Here is a 22,108-nt window from a genome sequence, read left to right as displayed (position 1 = left end):
TTAAATTCTTGTAGTGTAAACGATTAGTCCGCTTTCACTAGGAACAATGGTTGACCAAATTCAACCAGTTGGCCATTCGTTACTAAAATTTCAACGATTTCGCCATTAACTTCTGCTTCTAGCTCGTTCATAAGCTTCATTGCTTCTAGAATACATACCACTGATTTCGTATTCACTCGATCGCCAACTTTAACGAACACAGCAGTATCTGGTGTTGGTGAGCTGTAGAATGTTCCTACCATTGGAGATGTAATTTTGTGATGCTGTTCGGAAGCTGCTACCTCTTGAACAGGAGCTACTTCAGCTTGTACGACAGGTTGACTTACAGTAGACTGCTGCGAAACAGCTGGTTGCGTATATGTATGCATAACTGGAGCCGTTTGAACAGTAACCACTTCAGATTTGCTAGGTTTACGAATATGCAGACGCATGCCTTCATTTTCGATCTCGAGCTCTTCAACGGATGTTTGATCTACCAGCTTGATTATTTCTTTAATCTCGCTCAACTTAAACATGAACGTAATCACTCCTCATTTTTCACATAACGTCTAATATTATAGCACAAATAGACGATAAGACGAATTTTTTTTTATGAGGGTTGAAGATAACTCCATTATAAGCATATTTAACCCACTTCATACTGGAGTTATCAACAGAAGTGATTACCGTTCCCTATGGATTCGGAACAAATTTTACTGACACTTGTTCTGGTCTTACTTCCATTACTGTAATGACTTGATCAATAATTTGCGCAGCTTGCTTCTTCTCTAGTACATCACTTGTTACGACTACTTTATATTTATCATTCATTTCTTCAGACACTAGAGCAACCTCATACGTAAGCATTAGTTCATCTTCAAGTTGCTTTACTTTTGCCATTTTCTCTTCCAATTGTGCCAACTCAGCGAATGCTGCGACAGATATTGCTTCATCTACACTTACATCGGCAACAACTGACATAATCCGATTTTCTTCTGCCTCATATTGCTGCTCGCGTTTTGTAAGCAATTCACTGAACTCACCACCTTCAAAATAGCCTTCTGCTTGTAATTGTTGCAAAACTTCTTGATCCAATTCACTTATCATGTAACTAGAACCGTCCTCATTCGTTCCTGATACCTCTGTCGCAAGTCCATCTTCTGGCGTACTCACTTCAGCTACATTTTGTAAATTAGTAGCATCTGTTACTTGATCTTTCCCACCAATATCTTGTGTGAACAAATAGTATGCGGATAATACCACCATCAAACTAAGCATTGAAACTAACCAAATTGTTTGTCTTTTTGTATTCATTATGAAACCCTCCATATGATCATTATTTTTTACTTGGCACTACCGAAATTCTTGTCGGTACTACATTCATTCCTTTTTCAACAGCTTGTATAATCAATTTCCGTACAGCTGCATCCTCTGCGCCTTCTGCTACAATTAATACTCCACGAATGCGTGGGTTAATAATTTTTGTAATGAGAGGCTGTTGACCGCCACTTGCCTGATACAATACGACCTGTCCATCTGAGGTTACTGTCGTAATATGTCTCGTTCCGCCGTTACGATCGTTTTCTTCTGTCGAGCTCTCACTCGTATTCAAATTTCGCTCAACGACTTTTTCTTCTGTAGATTCAACCGTAACCATAACGCTGACTTTTCCGACACCAACCATTTTCTCAAGGATCTCCTTAAGTCTTTCTTCTAATGGACCCTCAACTGTTGCAAAGGATGAAGCAGCGGTATCGCCATTACGGAAAACTTCCTCTGTAGCAGAAACGGTAGGTGGTTGTTGGTCAACCGTATCGATTTTTTCGAGTGAGAAAAATGAGTTAATAAGCATTAGGAATATGCCGATTGCTCCGACGATAACTAATCCTTGAATAACCTTCACTCGTTTTTCTCCACCCGGGCCGCCACCAAACCACTTTTCAATAAATTTCAACCATTTCACCACCTTATGTCTCCCGATTTGATATACCGCTAACTTTTGGCTTGTACGTAAATTTGATTTCCATTAACATTCCAGCCTTCTGTCAGGATGGATATGATTTGCATAGCTTGCTCATCTTGAACTGCATAGTACCCACGCTGTAGTTCTGGTAATTGTTCAACTTCTTGCTGCTCTGTAGTTTCGGAACCTTCAATATCAGATGTTTCCACCTGTACTTGAATATCGTTCACGACAATCTCTTCTAGCGTAGCAACATCCTCCACTTGATCCTCGGCTAGCTCTTGCTTAATCGTAACCGTAATCGAAGCTATATATGGAGATTGCTCTGCACCTCTGCCTTTGTTCCAGCCTAATTGAACAGAAACCTGTTGAACCTTTGCATCACTTTGGTGTAGCAATTGCTGCTTCATCGCTTCTTCTAATCCGCGTATTGTCAATTGTTCTGATGCTTGCTCGCGATCCGCTTTCAATTGTGAGGCGCGCTCGTTAATTTCATCGAGCGTGGGGACATTTAACTTATCCGCTTGAAACTGTTCATCCCATAAGGAGTAGCCTGCCGCCAATTGTGAGTGAAAATCTTTCTGGAAGAGATTCAATAACGGATTGAGCATCGTGAGTAGCAATATTAATCCAATGACTAATCGCGAATAGCGAAGCATCTTGTTGTTTGGTAATACTAATTCAACAATAACGGCCAACAAAACTACTGCAATAATACTTTGTAGCCAGTCTGCAAGCCAAGCTAACACATTATCCTCACCTCCTTATCGGTAGTTCAAATTATTCGTTTCTACTTTGTTCTTCATAATTGTATATACCGTGCTAGTCTCGGTCTGTAACACCATTTTTGGCACTACAGCTGTATATACCGTGCTACTCTCGCTCTGTAACACCAATTTTGACGCTACAGATGTCTATACAGTGCTACTCTCGTTCTGTAACGCCATTTTTGGCGCTACAGATGTCTATACCGCACTTTTCTCGCTCTGTAACGCCATTTTTGGCGCTACAGATGTCTATACCGTGCTTTTCTCGCTCTGTAACGCCTTTTTTGGCGCTACAGATGTCTATACCGTGCTTTTCTCGCTCTGTAACGCCATTTTTGGCGCTACAGATGTCTATACCGTGCTACTCTCGGTCTGTAACACCAAAATTGGCGCTACAGATGTCCATATCCTGCTAGTCTCGCTTTGTAACACCAATTTTGGCGCTACAGATGTCCATACACCAACAAATCAGCACATCTCTGCAAAGACCTGAGTAGTTCATCATGATCACTAGTGATTATGATGTATGACCTCTAAGCTTACTCGACTGCGAATATGGCAGTCACCGCACCATCACGGTGGCGTTCCCTGCTGTTATAATAATTGTGACAGCTAGGAAAAACATTAAACTTACTGCTGCCAGTGCTGCAAATACATACAGCATTGTCTTACCAATCGTTTGCAGGCAGGCGGCAATCGGCGAATCTCCGAGCGGCTGCATAATCGCTCCTGCAATATGATAAATCATGGCCAGGGCAATTATTTTGATCGCAGGGAAAGCGCAAATTATGAGTAGAACAGTTACACCTGCTAGTCCAATCGCGTTTTTCGCTACCAACGATGCTGAAAGGATAGTATCCGCTGCATCTGAGAACATCTTTCCTACAACGGGTACAAAATTGCCTGTTACAAACTTCGCAGTTCTAAGTGCAACCCCATCTGTAATGGAACTGGTCGCTCCTTGTACGGAGATGACTCCAAGAAACACCGTTAGTAGAACTCCTAAAACTGTAACTGCAATGCCGCGTAACATATTGGCTAACTGAGTTACTTTGAAACGATCTGTCATTGCACTAACAATATGTAAAACTGCTGAGAAGAACAGCAATGGAAATACAACAAGATAGATTAAAGTTCCTACAATATGAATCATAAAAATGATTAAGGGATGCATAACCGATACAGTAACCACCCCACCCATCGAAGCTAACAATGTGAGCAATAAAGGGATCATGGCCAGCATAAACGTGATCATCTCTTCAATCGCTTCCCTCGCATAGCCAATTGCTACACTGAAACTATTAATTGCGATCGTTACGAGCACCATAAATACGATGGAGTAAGCAACTTTACTAATTGCATTTCGTTCAAATGCGTTCTGCAGTGTTTCTAGCATCATACTGAATACTGCTAACATTACGATAATGATAAGAAGTTTACCGTTATAAATGATTTCTTGAACAAAGTATGCTAGTAGTCCTTTAATGACTGAACTAATTTCAAAATGATTTCCTTGATCCGAGAACATAAGTTCATTAATAGTAGGAAGCTGCTTATTAGGGAAATATTGACTATATTCCTTGCCCATTTGCTCCCAATACTGTTCAATCGTATTCGTGTCTAGTGAATTAACTTGCTCCTCAACCCAGGTAGATGTCATATCGGAGGAATATTCATTATTTGGCGTACTGCTCGCTTCTACAATTGGCGAGAAGCAGCTAAATACTGTGATCATGATCATCCATCCGAGTAGGCTTCTTACTACTCTCATCTGGTCTTCCTCCTATCAACTTCCCGTAGGAAGTAACGATAGCAATGTTTCGATAATGACATTTATAATAGGTATTGCTAGGACGAGTATAAATACTTTCCCAGCAAACTCGATTTTCGAAGCAATATTTTCTTGTCCTGCATCCCTCACCATTTGCGCACCAAATTCTGCGATATAAGCAATCCCAATTATTTTGAGTACCGTCTTCAAGTACACATCGGGAATTCCAGATTTCGTTGCCAGTTCATTCATTACAGTAATGACCGCATCGATCTTCCCTATAACGAGCAGAAAGATGAAAGCACCTGTAAATGACGTGATGAGAAATGCGAATAATGGCTTTTGATCTTTCAGCACTAAGACGAGTATTGTCGCTATTAAGCCAAGCCCTACTATTTGAATGATTTCCACAGCATTCACCTACTGAAATAGAAAAATCGCCTTAATTTCTTGAAATAGCTCTCCAAGTAGATCGATGACCATGAACAATCCTACAACAAAACCCATTACCGTCACCCAATGCGCCATATCTTCTTTACCCATTTGCTTCAATACCGAATGTATAATCGCAATAATAATGCCGACCCCCGCAATTTGAAATATTGCTGTCACATCCATTTTTATCATCTACCCCTCTTACACCATCAATATAACGATTAGTACAGCACCTAATGCCCCCAAGCTTCTCCACATCTTCACGAATTTATCTTGCTCTTCTCTTGCCGTTACCTCTTCAGTTTTCAATTGCAATTGCGCAAGCTGGAGATGCTTCTGCTGATCTTCTGAGTCACTCATCCCAAGCACGGAGCCCATTCTTAGCAAAACTTCCTTCTCCCTTGTTTTCATCGAAGTGGTAGACCAGCATTGTTCAACCGCTGTACTCCAAGCTTCCTGTAGCGAAAGATCTTGTTCCCCTTGTAGTAAATTAGCAGTCATTTGAAAAAGCTCGCGGATCGGTTGCTCGGTTGCTTCTGCTGTTACAAGACATGCTACTGGTAAAGCCGTTCGTCCATAATTGATTTCTGTTTCTAGCCGTTGCAGCGCATGGATGAGAATTCGTAACTCTTTCGCACGATCTACATATTTTGCAGCTTGCAAAAAACCAACCGCTGTTCCAGCGAATAGAATGAGCAAAGCACCCAATAACTTAATCATTATCCTCCCTCCCTTATTTCCTCCACCGGCACAACGCGATGCATAAACCCTTTATCACTTCGGCGCAGTTCAATAATATTAGCGAATACTTTCTCATCAATTAATTTCATTATTTCTTGTCGCCCAAGTACTTCTAACACATCATTTGCATGTGCTGTAGCGATAACCTTCACTCCTGAGTGCGCTGCTTCACGGATAGATACGGCATCTTCTAAGCGACCAATTTCATCAACGACAATGACTTCAGGTGACATTGACCTGAGCAACATCATCATTCCTTCTGCCTTAGGGCAAGCATCCATTACATCTGTTCTAGGGCCCACATCAAATGTAGGGATTCCTCTCACACAAGCTGCAATTTCTGAACGCTCATCTACAATACCAATCTTCATTGGTAATCGTTTGTTGCCATCACCGTAGCTTAATGATCTAGCGATATCACGTAATATAGTTGTCTTACCCTGCTGTGGGGGAGAAATAATAAGTACGGATTGAAGACCGCCTCGCATCGGCATAAATAATTTAGGTAATAATTGATTCGATGCCCCGATTACTTCGCGCGCGATTCTGATATTGAAGCCGCCAATATCTCTTATTCCTCTTACAAAGCCACCATCCAATATCGTTCGACCAACAATACCAATACGATGTCCGCCCGCAACTGTAATATAGCCGCGTCGTAATTCTTCCTCCATCGTATACAAAGAATAATTCGTAATTTTCTCAAGTAGCTTACGACATTGCTCCGTAGTAGGATGATAGGCTAATCTCGAATCCTTCTCGTGTTGCCCCGCTTCCGTTACAAAATAGAAGCTCCCTTGTAGCGTAATTTCTAATGGTCTGTGCTCACGAATCCTTATTTCTTCAATGCCATTCTTCATGTCAGCTGGTAGTTTCTCCAGCAGCTTTTTTATTTCAATTGGAAGTAGCTGAACAATATCTGCTAGCATCGTAATGGTCACTCCCTACAAAATGCTCTTGACGATACATATTTATGCTTGTCTTTTCAATAATATCCCTATTTATTTCATTCATTCTAATAGCTTGCTAGAGAGTATCCGAAATGCTAGGTTGCGCCACCGTATAAAGGTTATGTTTTGTTTGACACCTGCCTAATTATTGCTGCATATAATAGCAACATAATGAGTAGAGCGAAAGAAAGAAGGATGGTCTATGCGAGTACAAGTTATTTCCAATGCAAGTGAGGCACATCAGGGGAAATTTATTGGAAAAACTGCTATAGTTATCGATGTTTTCAGATCATCAAGCTCTATTGTGAGTGCATTAGCTTCTGGTGCTACATGTGTCATTCCAGTAGAAACGGTAATGGATGCTAAGCAAATATACAGAGAACATGACTTACTTGGAGGGGAACGATTTTGCAAGCGTATTTCAGGATTTCATTATGGGAATTCACCTATGGAGTATCGAAGTTCACAGCTTCAGGATCGCAGAGTCATTCTTACAACGACAAATGGAACTAGAGCCATCCATCGCTCAAAGAGAGCTTCAAATATATATATCGCCAGTCTAAACAATGCCAAAGCTTGTGCGAATGCTGCACTTCAAAGTGATAACGACCTTGTCATTTTATGCGCGGGTAGCCACGATCAGTTTACATTAGAGGATGGATTATGTGCGGGGTATATATTGTCCTGTTTATTAGAGAATGCTGCTACTACGGATCAAATCGTCCAGATTGATGACTTCGGCAAAGCACTGCTTGCCTTATATGAACATAATAAAAACAACATTTCACATGTCATTAGCCAAGGCATTTCTGGAACAAGGCTGCAAGAACTTAACATGGCAGCTGATATTGAAGATTGTGCAAGACTTGATGTGTACGATATTGTACCCGTCTATCTTAATGGAGTTGTTGTCGCTTTGGGCAAACCGTAGGGCTTCTCCCCAAAATAAAAAAGTTTCCGTATTCACTCGACTTCATAACGAGTAGATACGGAAACTTTTATTTGTATGGTGCTGCTTATCTTCTTTCAGAAGGTCCGCCTACGAAAACTTGTTCCGTTGCGTCAAGACCATAAGCTGTGTGTAACGCTACGACAACTTCAGTGAGTTTTTCCGCACTGATTACACATGACACTTTAATCTCAGAAGTACTCACCATATTAATGCTAACTCCAAGTGAAGAAATAGTAGAGAACATTTTCGCTGCAACACCAGGGTTACTTACCATACCAGCACCTACGATAGATACTTTTACAAGATTGCCCTCGGAAAGTGTCTCACGATATGGAACGACATCTCTAATACCTTCGATAACTGAAATTGCTCTCTCTTTATCATTACCAGCAAGAGTAAAGGCAAAATCAGCTTTACCATTTTGAGTTCCACTTTGCACAATAATATCAACATCAATACCGTTATCAGCAAGTGCACCGAACATATTTGCTAATACACCAGGGACATCTTCCACGCCATTAATAGTAATTCTCGCTACGTTTTTATCAAAGGCAATACCGCGAACAACTACGCCTTGTTCCATAATCGCTTCCTCCTTCACGCTTGTGCCTTCATTCTTTGTAAAACTTGAACGAACGACTAACGGTACATTATTATGCTTCGCATATTCCACGGCTCTAGGATGTAATACCGCTGCACCCAAATTCGCAAGCTCTAGCATTTCATCATATGAAATCTCATCAAGTTTACGAGCGTTTTTCACGACGCGTGGATCTGTTGTATATATACCATCAACATCTGTATATATTTCACAAACATCTGCTTTCGTTGCCGCTGCAAGTGCTACTGCAGTTGTATCAGAGCCACCACGACCAAGCGTCGTAATTTCGCCTGCTTCACTAGCACCTTGGAATCCAGCAACAATCGCAACATATCCTGACTCAAGCGCTTCTTGTAAACGTTCAGGCTGAATATCTACGATTTTCGCCTTGCCATGTACGGAATTAGTTTTCATACCAACTTGCCATCCCGTAAAGGACTTCGCTTTACCGCCAGCAGCTTCAATCGTCATCGAAAGAAGTGCGACAGAAATTTGTTCCCCTACTGTAAGTAACATATCCATCTCTCTTGCTGATGGATTTGCGTTTAACAATTTCGATTGTTCAATCAAATCGTCTGTTGTATCACCCATAGCTGAAACAACCACTACGATATCGTTACCTTCTTGTTGTCTTTCAATAATTCGTTGTGCAACACGTTGCATTCTCTCGGGCGTTCCCACGGAACTACCACCAAACTTCATCACAATCAAAGACAAAGCTGCTCACTCCCAACCTTGACATGGTAATTAAACCTTTATTTACATATGCATACGGTTATATATTATATCACCCATTGCATCTAATGAATACACTAGCACGAAAAAAAGCTGCTTGAAGTATTCCAAGCAGCCGTAGTTACTAATTATGCACGAGAGACGTACTTACCTTCACGAGTATCTACTATAAGTACATCACCTTCGTTAATGAACAATGGCACTTGAACATTATGTCCAGTTTCAAGCTTAGCACTTTTGGTAGCACCTTGAGCAGTGTTACCTTTAACGCCTGGTTCTGTTTCAATAACTTTCAATTCAACGCTGTTTGGAAGTTGAATCCCCAGAATTTCTCCATTATAGCTTGAAATATTAACGTTCATGTTTTCTTTCAAGAAATGTAATTCCCATTCCAGTTGTTCTTCACTTAACGTAAATTGATCATAAGATTCATTATCCATGAACGAGTACTCTCCAGCAGCGCCGTATAAGTATTGTACTTCGCGATTTTCAATGATCGCACGACCGATTGATTCACCTGCACGGAATGTTTTTTCAACTGTGTTACCATTACGAAGATTTCTCAGCTTAGAACGTACAAACGCTGCGCCTTTACCAGGTTTAACGTGTTGGAATTCTATTACTGTGAAAATATCGCCTTCTACTTCAACTGTTAAGCCTGTCTTAAAATCGTTTACTGAAATCATGAATGATTCCCTCCTGAAATAATTTTTCATTACAATTAAAGTCCGCTTTTTGAACTACCTTACACAGTTATTAATTCTTTTGGTGACCGTGTAAGTATTCGAATGCCTGAATCTGTGATTACAATATCATCCTCGATTCTTACACCGCCAAAACCAGGGATGTAAATACCAGGCTCAACTGTAACCGTCATGCCAGGTGTTAATATTGTATCGCTGAAGCGTGATAGTCTAGGTGCTTCGTGAATTTCCATCCCGATGCCATGTCCTGTACCATGTCCGAACAGCTCACCATATCCGTACTTTGTAATAACATCTCGAGCAAATGCATCCCCTTGTACACCTGTCACACCTGGCATAATATTAGCTAGTGCGTTCAATTGTGCTTCAAGTACGATGTTGTATATTTCAAGATGTTTTTCGGTAGCCTTACCAACAACAACTGTTCTTGTAATATCTGAGCAGTAGCCTTTATAGTAAGCACCAAAATCTAATTTAACAAATTCATTATTACCGATAATTCGCTCACTGGCAATACCATGCGGTAATGATGAACGTTCACCAGAAGCAACAATCGTATCAAAAGATGAACTCGTTGCACCATTGGAGCGCATAAACATCTCTATCTCTAGAGCGATATCCAGCTCCCGAACGCCTGGTTTAATGTAATTCAATATATGAGCAAAGGTACGATCGGCAAGATCAGCTGCTTCTTGAATAATTTGAAGCTCAGCTGGCTCTTTTATCATACGAATTTGTTCAACGAGTGCAGAGGTTGGAACGAGTTCAATATCAGTTAGTTCATTTTCCCATTGCTTGTATTGGGCAAATGTAATATGTTCTTGTTCAAATCCAACTTTGTGTAGACCAAGCTTTTGTAGCAAAACTTTAATTTCAGCCATTGGTTGTGACGTATACTCAAGTACTTGATAGCCGGTTGCCTGCTCTGCTGCTTGAGTACGATAACGGAAGTCCGTTAACAAATATGACGCCGATGTCGTCAATAATAATGTACCTGCTGAGCCTGTAAATCCACTAAGGTAACGTCGATTAATTGGGCTATCGATGATGATTGCTTCTAATTGCTTCTCCTCTAATAGAGAATGAAGCTGGGATGTTCTTGGGTTTGTCATAGTCAATACCTTCTTTCAACATTCATTAAAGTAGCTCAACCATTATGTTGAGACAATTGCGCGACTAGCGCCTCTAAGCCCATCGTGTAGCCAAGCGGGCCGAAGCCGGCGATTTGCCCTATAGCGACCGGTGCAACTACTGAATGATGTCTGAATTCTTCTCTCTTATGTATATTTGAAATATGAACTTCTACAACTGGTAGTGAAACGGTACTTAGCGCATCACGTATAGCATAACTATAGTGTGTCCATGCCCCTGGGTTAATAATAATTCCATCCAAATTCCCATATGCTGCATGAATACGATCAATCATTGCACCTTCATGATTACTTTGGAAGAAAGTAACTTGCACCCCAAGCTGCGAAGCTTTTTCGGAAATCATTTGCTCAATAGCCGAAAGAGATAGTTCTCCATATACACCAGGTTCACGAATACCAAGCATATTCAGATTCGGTCCATTTAACACGTCAATACGATGCATATGTTGCACCTCCCAAATTGCCCTCAATAGCTCATACATTGAGCCTTTGATATTTTACCACAAAAACGAGCATGTTGAGAAGTCCAACTTAGTTAATTACGTTGTTTGAGCAGGCTCACGTGAAGCTTCCTCTGTAAATTCGAATGCAATGGAATAACCGATGAACAATCCCCATACTACAAATAAGCATAAATCAGTCATAGCTAATGTAAATCCTACACCCGTTTGAATATGTGTAATTCCAATGATAGGTCCAAGCCCAAAGAGAATGCCCCACCAACCTAAGCCATACCATATTCCTGGCCAAGCTCCTTGCCGATTACGAAAAAGCCACATATATACAACACTTGCTACTATTGAAAATGCAATAAATGAAAGACTTCCTAACGTTTGACCAAATCCAGTTGTAATTTGCTCTTCATGTAACCAATTGCTTATGAGAAACGATACTGGTTCCTTAGTGAAATTGCAATAATAACTAATCATTCGTATACAACTCCAAAACAAACCAGCAAAGAAGCCAATATATACAGCATATGCCAATGGCTTAGTTACACCTGTTCTCTTGAAATTCCGAAAAATATTGTTCATCATACTAGCCTCCTAAAGTTCTCTTGTTCTAGTATGGATAATTCCAACTATTCTTAATCGTTCGTTAATGTAAACATGGACGATTTACCGTTTGCCAGTCCTTCATCGCCCATTCGTAAGTCGTTGGCAATATCGAATAAAATCAAGTACAATAGAACAATAGATTGTAGCATAGGAAGGAGACTTTTTTTTGTCAGATAAATCTCGTAGTATTTATGGCGGACAAGCCGTCATTGAAGGCGTAATGTTTCAAGGGAAACATGTAAATGTAACTGCAGTTCGTCGTAAAAATAAAGAAATAGAATATTTAGAGGTTCCTAGAACGTATACAAGTTGGGTTCAAAATCTAAAGAAGATTCCTTTTTTACGCGGAGTCGTTGGTATTGTTGAATCGAGTGCAAAAGGGTCTCAGCATCTAAATTATTCTGCGGATGCTTTTGCAGAAGATCAAATGGATGAAATGACCGAAGAAGAAAAAGAGAAGGAACGCGCTAAAGCAGCCAAAAGTGAAGGGAAATTCAGTCTTGGCATGGTGCTTAGTGTTGCTGCAATTGGTGTGCTTTCTTTTATTTTCGGTAAATTTGTATTCACCGTCGTTCCTGTTATAGTAGAACAGTTCATTTTCCAAAATATGTTTGAAAGCAAAGTTGGACATACGATGTTAGAAGGACTTATTAAAATTATATTATTACTTGCATACTTATACTTTCTCTCATTAACACCTATGATTAAGCGTCTTTTCCAATATCATGGTGCGGAACATAAAGTTATTACTGCCTATGAATCAGGCGTACCGCTTACTGTAGATAATGTACAGAAATATACACGACTACATTACCGTTGTGGTTCTAGCTTTATTATTTTCACCGTAATCGTCGGAGTAGTCATTTACTCCATGCCTATGTTTACATGGGATTCGCTCTGGGAACGAATTTGGATTCGTCTTGCACTACTGCCAGTTGTGCTTGGTGTTTCATATGAAGTACTTCGCTTAACCAATTCCGTTCGTGAAATACCTATATTACGTTTCCTTGGGTATCCGGGACTATGGTTACAACTTTTAACTACAAAAGAACCAAAAGATGATCAAGTTGAAGTATCAATTGCTTCATTTAATCGTATGCTAGAATTAGACAACAAGATTGCTCAAGGAACTACACCTACAAAATAAAGTGAAGGGAGCATCACTGAATGAAGTTCCGTCATTGGTTCAGTACTCTAATCATATTTGCTTTATTAGTACTCGGCATCGGCGTAACGCTCGCTGAGAATGCATTAATGGTTATCATTCCATTAGTTATTTTCGGCGTAGTCTTCTACTTGATTAAGCGTCCTCCATCTTTCAATCGCAAGGATAAACAAGCGACTTATTATCGGAGTAGTGCTTCTACAACTAAGCAAAGCAAACCAAAAAAAGATCGTCCTCGTTCAAAATCTGTTCCTTTCAAAGTTATTGAAGGTGGCAGAGACGATAACGATACACCGCGCTTTCACTGATGTGCGACATTAGCGACGCTACTAAATTTATGTGTGTAACGAAAAAGGGAATGAGATCGGTTGAAGCCGAACTCATTCCCTTTCCTTTTGTATATATCATCACGGTTCACCACAGTAATCAGTGCTTGACGAGATCAAAACTTCACCCGAACGGACACAGAAGCCGTTATATTACATCATAATGCATGCCGTAGGCAGAAGCTCGATATAGCGGTTATGAATGCTGAATTGACTTAAGATCTGCCCTCCGATAAGTGGCAAGATTAGACTATCAATGCTTTGGCTTTGTAATTCTCAATAAATCTCAAACCAAATAGGGAGTACTAGAAAGATTAACATAACAATTACGCTTATAGAAAGCATAAGCATACCAATATTCTCTCCCAAGACTGCACCAAAATCATTGTAGTTCCTTTTAGATATTAATACTGCAGCTAACCAAAATGGTATTGAAGCTAAAAAAGGATAGTGAAAACCATCTGTTCCATTTGAGTATATATCTAGTCCAAGTATATTAAATAGAGAATGGCTTACAATAAAGTCATTGCCAAAATTCCAGTTCATTAAAAATCCAAAAAGCAGTAGAACTAAAGCAAACGTTCCATAACCAAAATCTTTCCTTATCGCCATAGTGCATCCCCCTAGCAAATGTTATACATAAATTATAACACGGATACCCATAATTTTACAAATAATCCAAAAAGAAAGCCTTGTCTTTTACTGTTACTTTGGAAGTAGTACACACTCTCCTGTCCATTAGCATAGCGTCTTTAGTCCCGATACCATTCGACGCTACTGACATTCTCATGCAACTTTTCTAATATACTCAGTAGTCACCCAACATTGAACCAATTAATTCATACTTTTTCACTCGATGTAATGCTTTCTCATTATAAGGACGAAGGATTTCTTTGACAACAAGCTGTCTAAGATATTTACATGCAGTCCCTTGACTGATTTCCAATACACGAATAACATCAATTGGATGAATGAATTCCATTTTGTTGAATTTCTAATTTAATAATATCTCGCTCCACTTTACAATATGTCCCACTTTTACGTTTTACATTTTCAACACGAGAATGAACAATAAGTTTAACCATAGATTTGACTAACTCGCTATTAATCTCAAGTTCATCATATGCAATTGAAATTACTGTAAACCCCATTCCATGTAAAAACAACTCTCTACCGAGCTCTCGCCGATATTTCGTTCGATCAGTTTGTTCCACATGAGGCCCATAGCCTTTTATTTCAAAAGCAATACGGATATCATTTTTCCAATATAGTAAATCAATATAAAACTTCGATCCCCGCCAATCTGCAACTTCGTACTCTGGATGCATATCCTCCAATGTACCAAATAACGGCCACCAAATTTTAGTCAAAAACAATTTTTCGCCATGACTATGTCCTCGCTTCAATCTATCCTTACTTTCTCCCGACCTTTTCTTCATGTGCTGAGATAGCCAAGCTTCATGCACCTCTTCGAACTTCACTCCCATCACCTCACAAAAGTTTTCAAAAACAAAAAAATCCCGTACCCCAAATTGGAGTACAGGATGTGCTTCATCACAATATACTTGAAAACATTGTATCATAGAATACTTAGAAATATAATATCATAAATATCTAATTCTAGGATACACTTACTTTTCTACCTACGTCACCCACCAAAGTCCGTAATATCTGTTTCGGCGCTACAACTACACTAATCGAGATACCCTAACTCTGTAACATCAATTTTGGCGCTACAGATACACTAATCGAGATATTCTAACTCTGTAACATCAATTTTGACGCTACAGATACTAAGATTCCTACTACTCGAAGCGCAATAACCTCTTTTGAGACAGTCGTCACAAAACATTAGACTTAAAAAGGGGAAAGCCATCGGCTCCCCCCCCCCCAAAAAAAATTTTTTACTTTCTAATATGTTCAAAATCATTTTCCAATGACCTTCGAACAACCTTTTTCCACTCTATTATTCTTCATTATCCAGCTCAGCTCTTAGCTGCTTATATTGTTCCATACGAGCAGGGTCTCTGCGGAAATATTCTACTAGAGTCTCGATACAAGTAATCGAATCAGAGCTCAAATGATGTTCAATACCTTCAACATCAGCATATATATTTTCTTCTTTTACACCAATCGTCTTTAGAAATTCCTCAAGTAATTCATGGCGTTCCATCAAGCGTTTGCCCATTTTTTTACCTTTGGGTGTAAGGATCAATCCACGATATTTTTCATAGATTAAATAATTATCTTTATCTAGCTTTTGAATCATTTTCGTTACAGAAGACGGATGTACAGACAAGCCTTCCGCAATATCTGAGACTCTAGCATATCCCTTTTCTTCCATTAGCTTATAAATTCTTTCCAAGTAGTCTTCCATGCTCGGAGTCGGCATTGAAGAACCCCCTTACATTACTTCATCACCAGTTTAGCCTTGGTGTCACTCGTACTATGATACACTTTTTCATAGGAAGCCTGCAACCTTTTGTCCATTACTTGATCAGATTAGAATTTCAACCACTCTGGTGTCATCATATTAAGCCAAATTGTAATCTCCGTCATCTGATCAGTAAATAAGAGAATACCCATTACGATCATAACGGCACCACCTATTTTCATAACTTGACTAGAATATTTCAATATCCATCTCGACGAGCCTAAGAAAAAGGCAAGTATGAAGAATGGAATCGCAAAACCTAAAGAGTACGCTGTAGTCAACTTGAACCATGTACCTGGCTCCGCAGCAGCCATTGATAGAATAGCTGCTAGTGCCGGACCAATACAAGGTGTCCATCCTGCTGAAAAGCCTATTCCAAATATAAATGAGCTAACATAGCTACTTTTCTTAGGGATAAGATTGAACCGCTTATCCTTCATTAATAATTGCGGCTGAAAAATACCGAGTAGAAATAGTCCCATAATGATAATAAGAACTGCTGAAACTTGGCGAATGACTTGATTATAATCGTATAAAACTTCACTAAACGCATTCGTACCGTAGCCTAATGCATAGTACACCGTACTAAAACCAAGTATAAAAAAGAATGTATGACTCATCATAAGCCATCTCTTTTTAGATCCCATCTCATTTTCTTTCAGCTCTGCTACTGAAATACCCGTTATGTAGGATAAATACGATGGATACAATGGCAAACAACAAGGAGAAATAAATGATATAAACCCTATACCAAACGCTACCCAAATCGAAATTTCACTCACTTCTAGTCACCTCTTCTGCTTATAATCTACTTCTTAACAATAAATTTTTACCTAGCAAAATTAATAATAAGAAGGCAATTAATACAAGAACAATGGTACCTCCTGCTGCCAAATTCCATACACCAGCAACTAATAGACCGATAATGACTGCGAGCTCACCGATTAATACAACGATAAATATACTTTGTCGGAAGCTTCGAGCAAGTAGTAAACTACATGCAGCAGGAATCGTTAATAAAGCTGAAACAAGCAATCCTCCGACAATTTTAATAGAAACACTTATAACTAATGCAGTCATTACGCTAATAAGTATATTATAAAAACTTACAGGGACACCACTAACTGATGCAGCTTCCTCATCAAATGTAAGTAGAAACAGTCCATGCATATGTTTACCGATTATGAATAGCACAACAACCGTTACACCAAATATCAGCCATAGGTCACTCGAATTTAATGTATAGATGAAGCCGAATAAGAAGCTATTAGGGTCCATATTCAAGTCGCGACCTAGTGTAAAGAAGATCGATGCTAACGCGATTCCACCAGACATAATAATGGCAAGTGACAACTCTGCATACGACTTATATGATTTTCTAAGTTTCTCAATCGCAAATGAAGCTATTAGTGCAAAGATCAATCCGAATAGAATCGGAGACTTCCCAATAACAAATCCTAGCGCCACCCCAGCAATAGCTGCATGAGACAATGTATCGCCAATCATCGATAAGCGACGCAATACTAGAAATATTCCCATCAATGGAGCCGTTATACCGATTAGTATTCCCCCAATTAGTGCACGTTGGAAAAATCCACTCATCAAAATATCCAATCTATTTTCCTTCTTTCTTACTTTCCAATTGAGTGCGCAAATGCCGCAAGCTATGTGCTAAATTTTGCTCCACACAGTCTTGAGTTTCATGAGAATGTCGCACATAGAAATTCAGCTTACCAGAGCTTGCTGCTGGTTTCTCTCCAAGATATCCTTTGATCATTTCCATATCGTGAGACACCATTAAGAACGTCATATTATGATGCTGATGCATATGCTTGATCATATGGAAGAAACTCTCTTGGGTCTCGGCATCGATCCCAACCGTCGGCTCATCGAGAATTAACAAGGAAGGATTGTTAATAAGTGCGCGTGCTAGAAATACACGTTGCTGTTGTCCACCCGATAATTGACCAATTTTTTTATCCGCCAAATCCTCTACGCCCATTGCCATCAGAGCATCATCACATTTTATGTAATCTTCCTTCGAATTTCTCCCAAACCATTTACGCTTTCCAACTAGTCCTGAAAGTACTACTTCGCGAACAGTAGCAGGGAACAAAGGATTGAGCGAATTTTTTTGCGGTACATAACCAATTTTCTCCCATGCCTTGAATTGTGAAAGCGGCTGACCAAATAATTTCACTTCGCCAGATGTTGGTTTTAACAAGCCAACAATCATGCGCAGTGTCGTTGTTTTACCCGCTCCATTCGTTCCGATTAAGCCAATGAAATCTCGCTCTTTCACACTAAAGCTAACATCTTTCAATATTTCCCGTTGCTGATAGGAGAACGATACCGAATCAACTGTAATAACATCACGGTGGCATGTAGCATCTATTTGTGTAGCCATCATTTCCTCCTAAAACTTTTCATTTAACTGTAAGACAGCAAAACGGAGCTTATTAAGCTCCGCAGCCAATCCAATACTACTATTGTAATGCTTGAACTAAATTTTGCAAGTTCAGCTCCATTAAACTAATGTAATCTTCGCCAGCCTTTTCTTGCCTTGTCGTTAGTCCTTCTAGAGAATATAGTACCATAGTATCAACTTTTGCTTCGGATGCAAGCATTTTCGCTAAATTATCCGAGACTAGTTCTTCAAAGAATATATATTTCACACCGTTCGCCTTAACTGTCTTAGTAATTTCAAGAATATCTTGTGCTCTAGGCTCCGCATTAGGACTAAGGCCCATAATTGATATTTGCTCTAAATTATAATCGCGTGCAACATAGCCAAATGACTGATGTGATACAACAATTGTACGTTTTGTAAGATTAGATAACGCTTCGGTATATTGTTGATCAATAGTTGTTAGTTTTTCCACAATAATATTATAGTTTTCTTCATACTGTGCGGCGTGGTCTGGATCAACCTTCACTAGACTTGCTTTAATATTACTCGCAAGAATTAATGCCGATTTGGGTGACACCCATGTATGTGGATCAGTCGTGTGGCTATGAGTATGTCCTTCATCTTCAGTGGTTTCTTCCTGATGGTCGTGTGCTTCTTCGGATGCAGCATCATGCTCATGATCGTGCGCATCTTCTGTTGTGGCGTCATGCTCATGGTCATGTGATTCTTCTGTCGTAGCATCGTGCTCATGGTCATGTGATTCTTCTGTCGTAGCATCGTGCTCAGCTTCCTCGTCAGCTGTATCTATCAACGTCATGCCTGCACTAACTTCTTTTACAGTAACTCCACTATCAGATTCCAGCCCTTGCTGAAAATTTTCAATCCATGTTTCAAGTCCTGCTCCATGATAAAGTAGAAGATCTGCATTGGAAGCTGTAATAAGATCTTTACTCTTAGGTGTCCAATCATGTGGTTCTACACCCGTTGCAATGAGATTAGTAACATCTACATGCTCTCCACCAATTTCTTTCGTTAAGTAATAAATAGGATAAAAGCTAGTTACCACTTGAATTTGTGAAGAGTCTTTTGTTGCGTTCGTTGACTTTGTATCATTACCGCAACCTGTAATCATAACAATCATTGCAATAATAGCAACAATTGTACTTAAACGCTTGTTCATTGTATTAATCATGTAATAATCTCCTATAAATGCTTTTTGTTAATAGCAACCCTTAATAGTAATCATTACTATTACGCTTTTCATTATAGTAGTTCAATAGACTAGTGTCAACCCTTTCATACCAACAAAAAAAGAGCTGTTTATTGCCATCATTAGCAATAAACAGCTCTTTCATACACTTTATTATTTCACAATTGCACCATTAGGCATACTGTCTGGAACCCTTGTTAACGTCAGTTGATCATCTACAGAAGCTGCAAGGATCATTCCTTGAGATAGTTCTCCGCGCAATTTCACCGGCTTCAAGTTTGTTACACAAATAACTTTTTTGCCAACAAGATCTTCTGGTTTATAAAACTTAGCAATACCGGATACGACTTGTCGTTGCTCGTAACCTAGATCAAGCTGCAATTTCAACAATTTATCAGCCTTTGGTACAGGTTCCGCTTGAATGACTTGTGCAACACGTAATTCTACTTTAGAGAAATCTTCAATTCCGATCTCTTCTTTACTATCTGCAGGTTTTTCAATAGCAGGTGTAGGTTCAACAGTAGCACTGCCGCCCTTCATAGAGCTAGTAATGAATGTTACTTCCTCTTCAAGATCAAGACGAGGGAAAATAGGAACAGCTTTCTCTACTTTCGTACCTGCTGGGATTTTATTATAAATGGCAATGCTATCCCAAGCAGTTAATTCACCTTCAACAATTCCAAGCTGCTGCCACATCTGACGCGGTGCATGTGTTAAGAATGGCTGGATCATAATGCTAATCGAACGAAGAGATTCCGCTAGATGACCCATAACGGAAGCTAGCTTAGTAGCTTCTGCCGGATCTTTCGCCAATGCCCATGGTTGAGTCTCATCGATATATTTATTCGTGCGACTTACAAATTTCCAGATCGCAGTTAGCGCTACAGAGAACTCCATATTATCCATTGCTTCCTCTACTTGCTTCAGCGTAGATAGCGCATAGCTTTCAAGTTCTTCATCAAATGTAGAAGTCACACCAAAGTCTGTTGGAATATTTCCTGCGAAATATTTATCGATCATCGCAATGGTACGATTCAACAGATTACCTAGATCATTGGCAAGATCGAAGTTAATACGTTCGATAAAGTTATTCGGTGTAAATTCACCATCAGAACCGAATGGCACTTCACGTAGCAAGTAATAACGAAGTGCATCTAGACCATAACGATCGATAAGGATAACAGGATCAATAACTGTCCCTTTAGATTTTGACATTTTACCTTCCTTCGTCAATAACCAACCATGTGCAAATACCTTTTTCGGCAGCGGTAAATCTAATGCCATTAACATAATCGGCCAGTAAATCGTATGGAAGCGTACAATTTCTTTCCCAACAAGATGCACATCTGCAGCCCAATATTTCTCAAACATATCTTTTTTCGTATCATCACCATAACCAATAGCTGTAATATAGTTGGACAAAGCATCAATCCATACATAGATCACATGCTTTGGATCTCCTGGAACTTTAATACCCCAATCGAATGATGTACGCGATACGGCTAGATCTTCTAGACCAGGCTTAATAAAGTTGTTGATCATTTCATTACGACGTGATTCTGGCTGAATGAACGTTGGATGATCTTCATAATATTGCAGCAAACGATCTGCATATTTGCTCATGCGGAAGAAATAGCTTTCTTCTTTCAGTAATTCCACCGGACGACTACAATCAGGACAGTTTCCGTTGACTAATTTATTTTCTAAGAAATAAGACTCACATGGTGTACAGTACCAGCCTTCATATGATCCTTTGTAAATATCATCTTGATCGAGTAATTTCTTGAATAGCTTTTCAACAACGACTTTATGACGCTCTTCTGTTGTACGAATAAAATCATCATTGGAAATTTCTAGCTTAGCCCATAACTGTTGAATTCCATGAACAATTTCATCAACAAATTCAATCGGAGTTTTACCATTTTTCAAAGCGTTTCGTTCGATTTTTTGACCATGCTCATCTGTACCCGTCAAATACCATACATCATAGCCACGTAGACGTTTATAACGTGCTGTAGCGTCTCCCGCTACTGTTGTGTAGGCATGACCGATATGTAACTTATCACTCGGATAGTAAATTGGTGTTGTGATATAGAAGCTGTTGTTGCTGGACATGTAACCACTCTCCTAAATTAATATATTATTGTACAATAAGCGGGCATATTCGCCGCCGAATCAACTACGGAGCATTACCGCGTGATCACAGTCAGCGATTTTGAACTTCCTCTGAACGCAAAAAACTCTCGTCCAACATGGGACGAGAGCTAAGCTCACGTGGTACCACCCAAATTCCAAGACTTGCAAAAATCGCGCTCGTCTTGCTTCTTAGATTGCCAACTGGCAATATCTTTATCGCAGACATACGCCTCGCCCTCACGTTATCCGCTCGAACAAGGAGCCTCCAAGACCATATTCCAACACCTTCAGCATGTCGGCTTCCACCAAGCGCCGTACTCTCTACAAAGGAAGGGTATTGTACTCATCTCTTCACTGGCTATTACTGTATAGGTAGTTCAAAAAGCAGACTTTGATAACGATGTATATGCTGAAGTAGCATAGTCGGCGTCGAATATGAAGCGAATTTGGAAAGTACGGTTCGCGTGTACGTAATCATGTACACTTGCGCTTCCGCCTTTCTAAAATTAGCTCCATCTTCTCGGTTCTGAAAGCCCACTTTTTGAACTCTCATTGAACCTTATTGAACTTTCATTAAATGATATATCTCTAATATAAAAAATGTAGACGCCAATGTCAAG

Annotated in this window: 26 protein-coding genes and 1 other annotated feature; of the genes, 3 read left to right on the top strand and 23 right to left on the bottom strand. The window is 39.6% G+C overall.

The features are described 5' to 3' along the window. Positions 1-23: 23 nt before the first annotated feature. The 9 genes from accB to spoIIIAA all read right to left on the bottom strand — a co-directional run bounded on the left by accB (position 24) and on the right by spoIIIAA (position 6,585). On the bottom strand, positions 24-515 hold the full coding sequence (gene accB / locus AC1TO5_RS13705) for an acetyl-CoA carboxylase biotin carboxyl carrier protein (RefSeq protein ID WP_482063384.1): 492 nt from the start codon (positions 513-515) through the stop codon (positions 24-26). Between the two features lie 157 nt (positions 516-672). After that, positions 673-1,293, bottom strand: a complete 621-nt coding sequence (locus tag AC1TO5_RS13700) for a SpoIIIAH-like family protein (protein WP_482063383.1) — start codon at positions 1,291-1,293, stop codon at positions 673-675. A 22-nt stretch (positions 1,294-1,315) separates the two neighbouring features. Continuing rightward, positions 1,316-1,942: a stage III sporulation protein AG gene (spoIIIAG, locus tag AC1TO5_RS13695; RefSeq protein ID WP_482063382.1), complete on the bottom strand. Its 627-nt coding sequence runs from the start codon at positions 1,940-1,942 to the stop codon at positions 1,316-1,318. 29 nt (positions 1,943-1,971) lie between these two features. Continuing rightward, the gene (gene spoIIIAF, locus AC1TO5_RS13690) at positions 1,972-2,691 is read right to left on the bottom strand and encodes a stage III sporulation protein AF (RefSeq protein WP_482063381.1); all 720 of its coding nucleotides are present in this window, start codon (positions 2,689-2,691) and stop codon (positions 1,972-1,974) included. Positions 2,692-3,271: 580 nt separating this feature from the next. Then, positions 3,272-4,480, bottom strand: coding sequence for a stage III sporulation protein AE (spoIIIAE, locus tag AC1TO5_RS13685; protein WP_482063380.1), 1,209 nt, complete (start codon positions 4,478-4,480; stop codon positions 3,272-3,274). Between the two features lie 15 nt (positions 4,481-4,495). Then, complete coding sequence (spoIIIAD, locus tag AC1TO5_RS13680; RefSeq protein ID WP_482063379.1) at positions 4,496-4,891, bottom strand: stage III sporulation protein AD; 396 nt, start codon at positions 4,889-4,891, stop codon at positions 4,496-4,498. A gap of 9 nt (positions 4,892-4,900) precedes the next feature. Further along, positions 4,901-5,107, bottom strand: coding sequence for a stage III sporulation protein AC (gene spoIIIAC, locus AC1TO5_RS13675; RefSeq protein WP_373425830.1), 207 nt, complete (start codon positions 5,105-5,107; stop codon positions 4,901-4,903). 9 nt (positions 5,108-5,116) lie between these two features. Next, on the bottom strand, positions 5,117-5,635 hold the full coding sequence (gene spoIIIAB / locus AC1TO5_RS13670) for a stage III sporulation protein SpoIIIAB (RefSeq protein WP_482063378.1): 519 nt from the start codon (positions 5,633-5,635) through the stop codon (positions 5,117-5,119). After that, positions 5,635-6,585 (bottom strand): stage III sporulation protein AA, encoded by a 951-nt coding sequence (gene spoIIIAA / locus AC1TO5_RS13665; RefSeq protein ID WP_482063377.1) that lies wholly within the window; start codon positions 6,583-6,585, stop codon positions 5,635-5,637. The genes spoIIIAB and spoIIIAA overlap by 1 nt, the downstream gene beginning before the upstream one ends. A 223-nt stretch (positions 6,586-6,808) precedes the next feature. Between spoIIIAA and AC1TO5_RS13660 the strand changes: the two genes are divergently transcribed. Next, positions 6,809-7,537, top strand: coding sequence for a 2-phosphosulfolactate phosphatase (locus AC1TO5_RS13660; protein ID WP_482063376.1), 729 nt, complete (start codon positions 6,809-6,811; stop codon positions 7,535-7,537). Between the two features lie 85 nt (positions 7,538-7,622). Here the strand turns inward: AC1TO5_RS13660 and AC1TO5_RS13655 are convergent, their stop codons facing one another. The 5 genes from AC1TO5_RS13655 to AC1TO5_RS13635 form a co-directional block, all read right to left on the bottom strand. After that, a complete protein-coding gene (locus tag AC1TO5_RS13655; protein WP_482063375.1) occupies positions 7,623-8,876 on the bottom strand; it encodes an aspartate kinase in 1,254 nt (417 codons plus the stop codon). Between the two features lie 146 nt (positions 8,877-9,022). After that, positions 9,023-9,580 carry an elongation factor P gene (efp, locus tag AC1TO5_RS13650; RefSeq protein WP_482063374.1) on the bottom strand — a complete coding sequence of 186 codons (558 nt, stop codon included), beginning with the start codon at positions 9,578-9,580 and terminating at the stop codon, positions 9,023-9,025. A gap of 59 nt (positions 9,581-9,639) precedes the next feature. Beyond that, a complete protein-coding gene (locus tag AC1TO5_RS13645; RefSeq protein ID WP_482063373.1) occupies positions 9,640-10,710 on the bottom strand; it encodes a M24 family metallopeptidase in 1,071 nt (356 codons plus the stop codon). A gap of 35 nt (positions 10,711-10,745) precedes the next feature. After that, positions 10,746-11,192 (bottom strand): type II 3-dehydroquinate dehydratase, encoded by a 447-nt coding sequence (gene aroQ / locus AC1TO5_RS13640; protein WP_482063372.1) that lies wholly within the window; start codon positions 11,190-11,192, stop codon positions 10,746-10,748. A 96-nt stretch (positions 11,193-11,288) separates the two neighbouring features. Further along, positions 11,289-11,786 (bottom strand): YqhR family membrane protein, encoded by a 498-nt coding sequence (locus tag AC1TO5_RS13635; RefSeq protein WP_482063371.1) that lies wholly within the window; start codon positions 11,784-11,786, stop codon positions 11,289-11,291. A 187-nt stretch (positions 11,787-11,973) separates the two neighbouring features. Here AC1TO5_RS13635 and AC1TO5_RS13630 point away from each other — a divergent pair, with 187 nt between their 5' ends. Beyond that, positions 11,974-12,954, top strand: coding sequence for a DUF1385 domain-containing protein (locus AC1TO5_RS13630; RefSeq protein WP_482063370.1), 981 nt, complete (start codon positions 11,974-11,976; stop codon positions 12,952-12,954). Between the two features lie 20 nt (positions 12,955-12,974). Further along, complete coding sequence (locus tag AC1TO5_RS13625; RefSeq protein ID WP_482063369.1) at positions 12,975-13,280, top strand: hypothetical protein; 306 nt, start codon at positions 12,975-12,977, stop codon at positions 13,278-13,280. Positions 13,281-13,574: 294 nt separating this feature from the next. Here AC1TO5_RS13625 and AC1TO5_RS13620 read toward each other — a convergent pair whose 3' ends face one another. The 9 genes from AC1TO5_RS13620 to metG form a co-directional block, all read right to left on the bottom strand. Then, positions 13,575-13,910: a hypothetical protein gene (locus tag AC1TO5_RS13620; RefSeq protein WP_482063368.1), complete on the bottom strand. Its 336-nt coding sequence runs from the start codon at positions 13,908-13,910 to the stop codon at positions 13,575-13,577. 196 nt (positions 13,911-14,106) lie between these two features. Then, positions 14,107-14,280 (bottom strand): hypothetical protein, encoded by a 174-nt coding sequence (locus tag AC1TO5_RS13615; protein WP_482063367.1) that lies wholly within the window; start codon positions 14,278-14,280, stop codon positions 14,107-14,109. After that, positions 14,258-14,779, bottom strand: coding sequence for a hypothetical protein (locus AC1TO5_RS13610; RefSeq protein ID WP_482063366.1), 522 nt, complete (start codon positions 14,777-14,779; stop codon positions 14,258-14,260). Before AC1TO5_RS13610 ends, AC1TO5_RS13615 begins: the two co-directional genes overlap by 23 nt. Before the next feature lie 485 nt (positions 14,780-15,264). After that, positions 15,265-15,690 (bottom strand): transcriptional regulator MntR, encoded by a 426-nt coding sequence (gene mntR, locus AC1TO5_RS13605; protein ID WP_482063365.1) that lies wholly within the window; start codon positions 15,688-15,690, stop codon positions 15,265-15,267. Positions 15,691-15,800: 110 nt separating this feature from the next. After that, the gene (locus tag AC1TO5_RS13600) at positions 15,801-16,514 is read right to left on the bottom strand and encodes a cytochrome c biogenesis CcdA family protein (RefSeq protein WP_482063364.1); all 714 of its coding nucleotides are present in this window, start codon (positions 16,512-16,514) and stop codon (positions 15,801-15,803) included. Between the two features lie 19 nt (positions 16,515-16,533). Next, the gene (locus AC1TO5_RS13595) at positions 16,534-17,346 is read right to left on the bottom strand and encodes a metal ABC transporter permease (protein WP_482063363.1); all 813 of its coding nucleotides are present in this window, start codon (positions 17,344-17,346) and stop codon (positions 16,534-16,536) included. Position 17,347: 1 nt separating this feature from the next. After that, positions 17,348-18,139 (bottom strand): metal ABC transporter ATP-binding protein, encoded by a 792-nt coding sequence (locus AC1TO5_RS13590; RefSeq protein WP_482063646.1) that lies wholly within the window; start codon positions 18,137-18,139, stop codon positions 17,348-17,350. 79 nt (positions 18,140-18,218) lie between these two features. Then, the gene (locus AC1TO5_RS13585) at positions 18,219-19,334 is read right to left on the bottom strand and encodes a metal ABC transporter solute-binding protein, Zn/Mn family (RefSeq protein ID WP_482063362.1); all 1,116 of its coding nucleotides are present in this window, start codon (positions 19,332-19,334) and stop codon (positions 18,219-18,221) included. A gap of 171 nt (positions 19,335-19,505) precedes the next feature. Then, on the bottom strand, positions 19,506-21,467 hold the full coding sequence (gene metG, locus AC1TO5_RS13580; protein ID WP_482063361.1) for a methionine--tRNA ligase: 1,962 nt from the start codon (positions 21,465-21,467) through the stop codon (positions 19,506-19,508). Positions 21,468-21,602: 135 nt separating this feature from the next. After that, positions 21,603-21,852: a binding site (T-box leader), on the bottom strand. Between the last annotated feature and the right edge of the window lie 256 nt (positions 21,853-22,108).

This window comes from Paenibacillus sp. Y930, from assembly GCF_056786375.1.
Note: the sequence above shows the minus strand (reverse complement) of the source record. Positions and strands in the feature narration are given on the sequence as shown.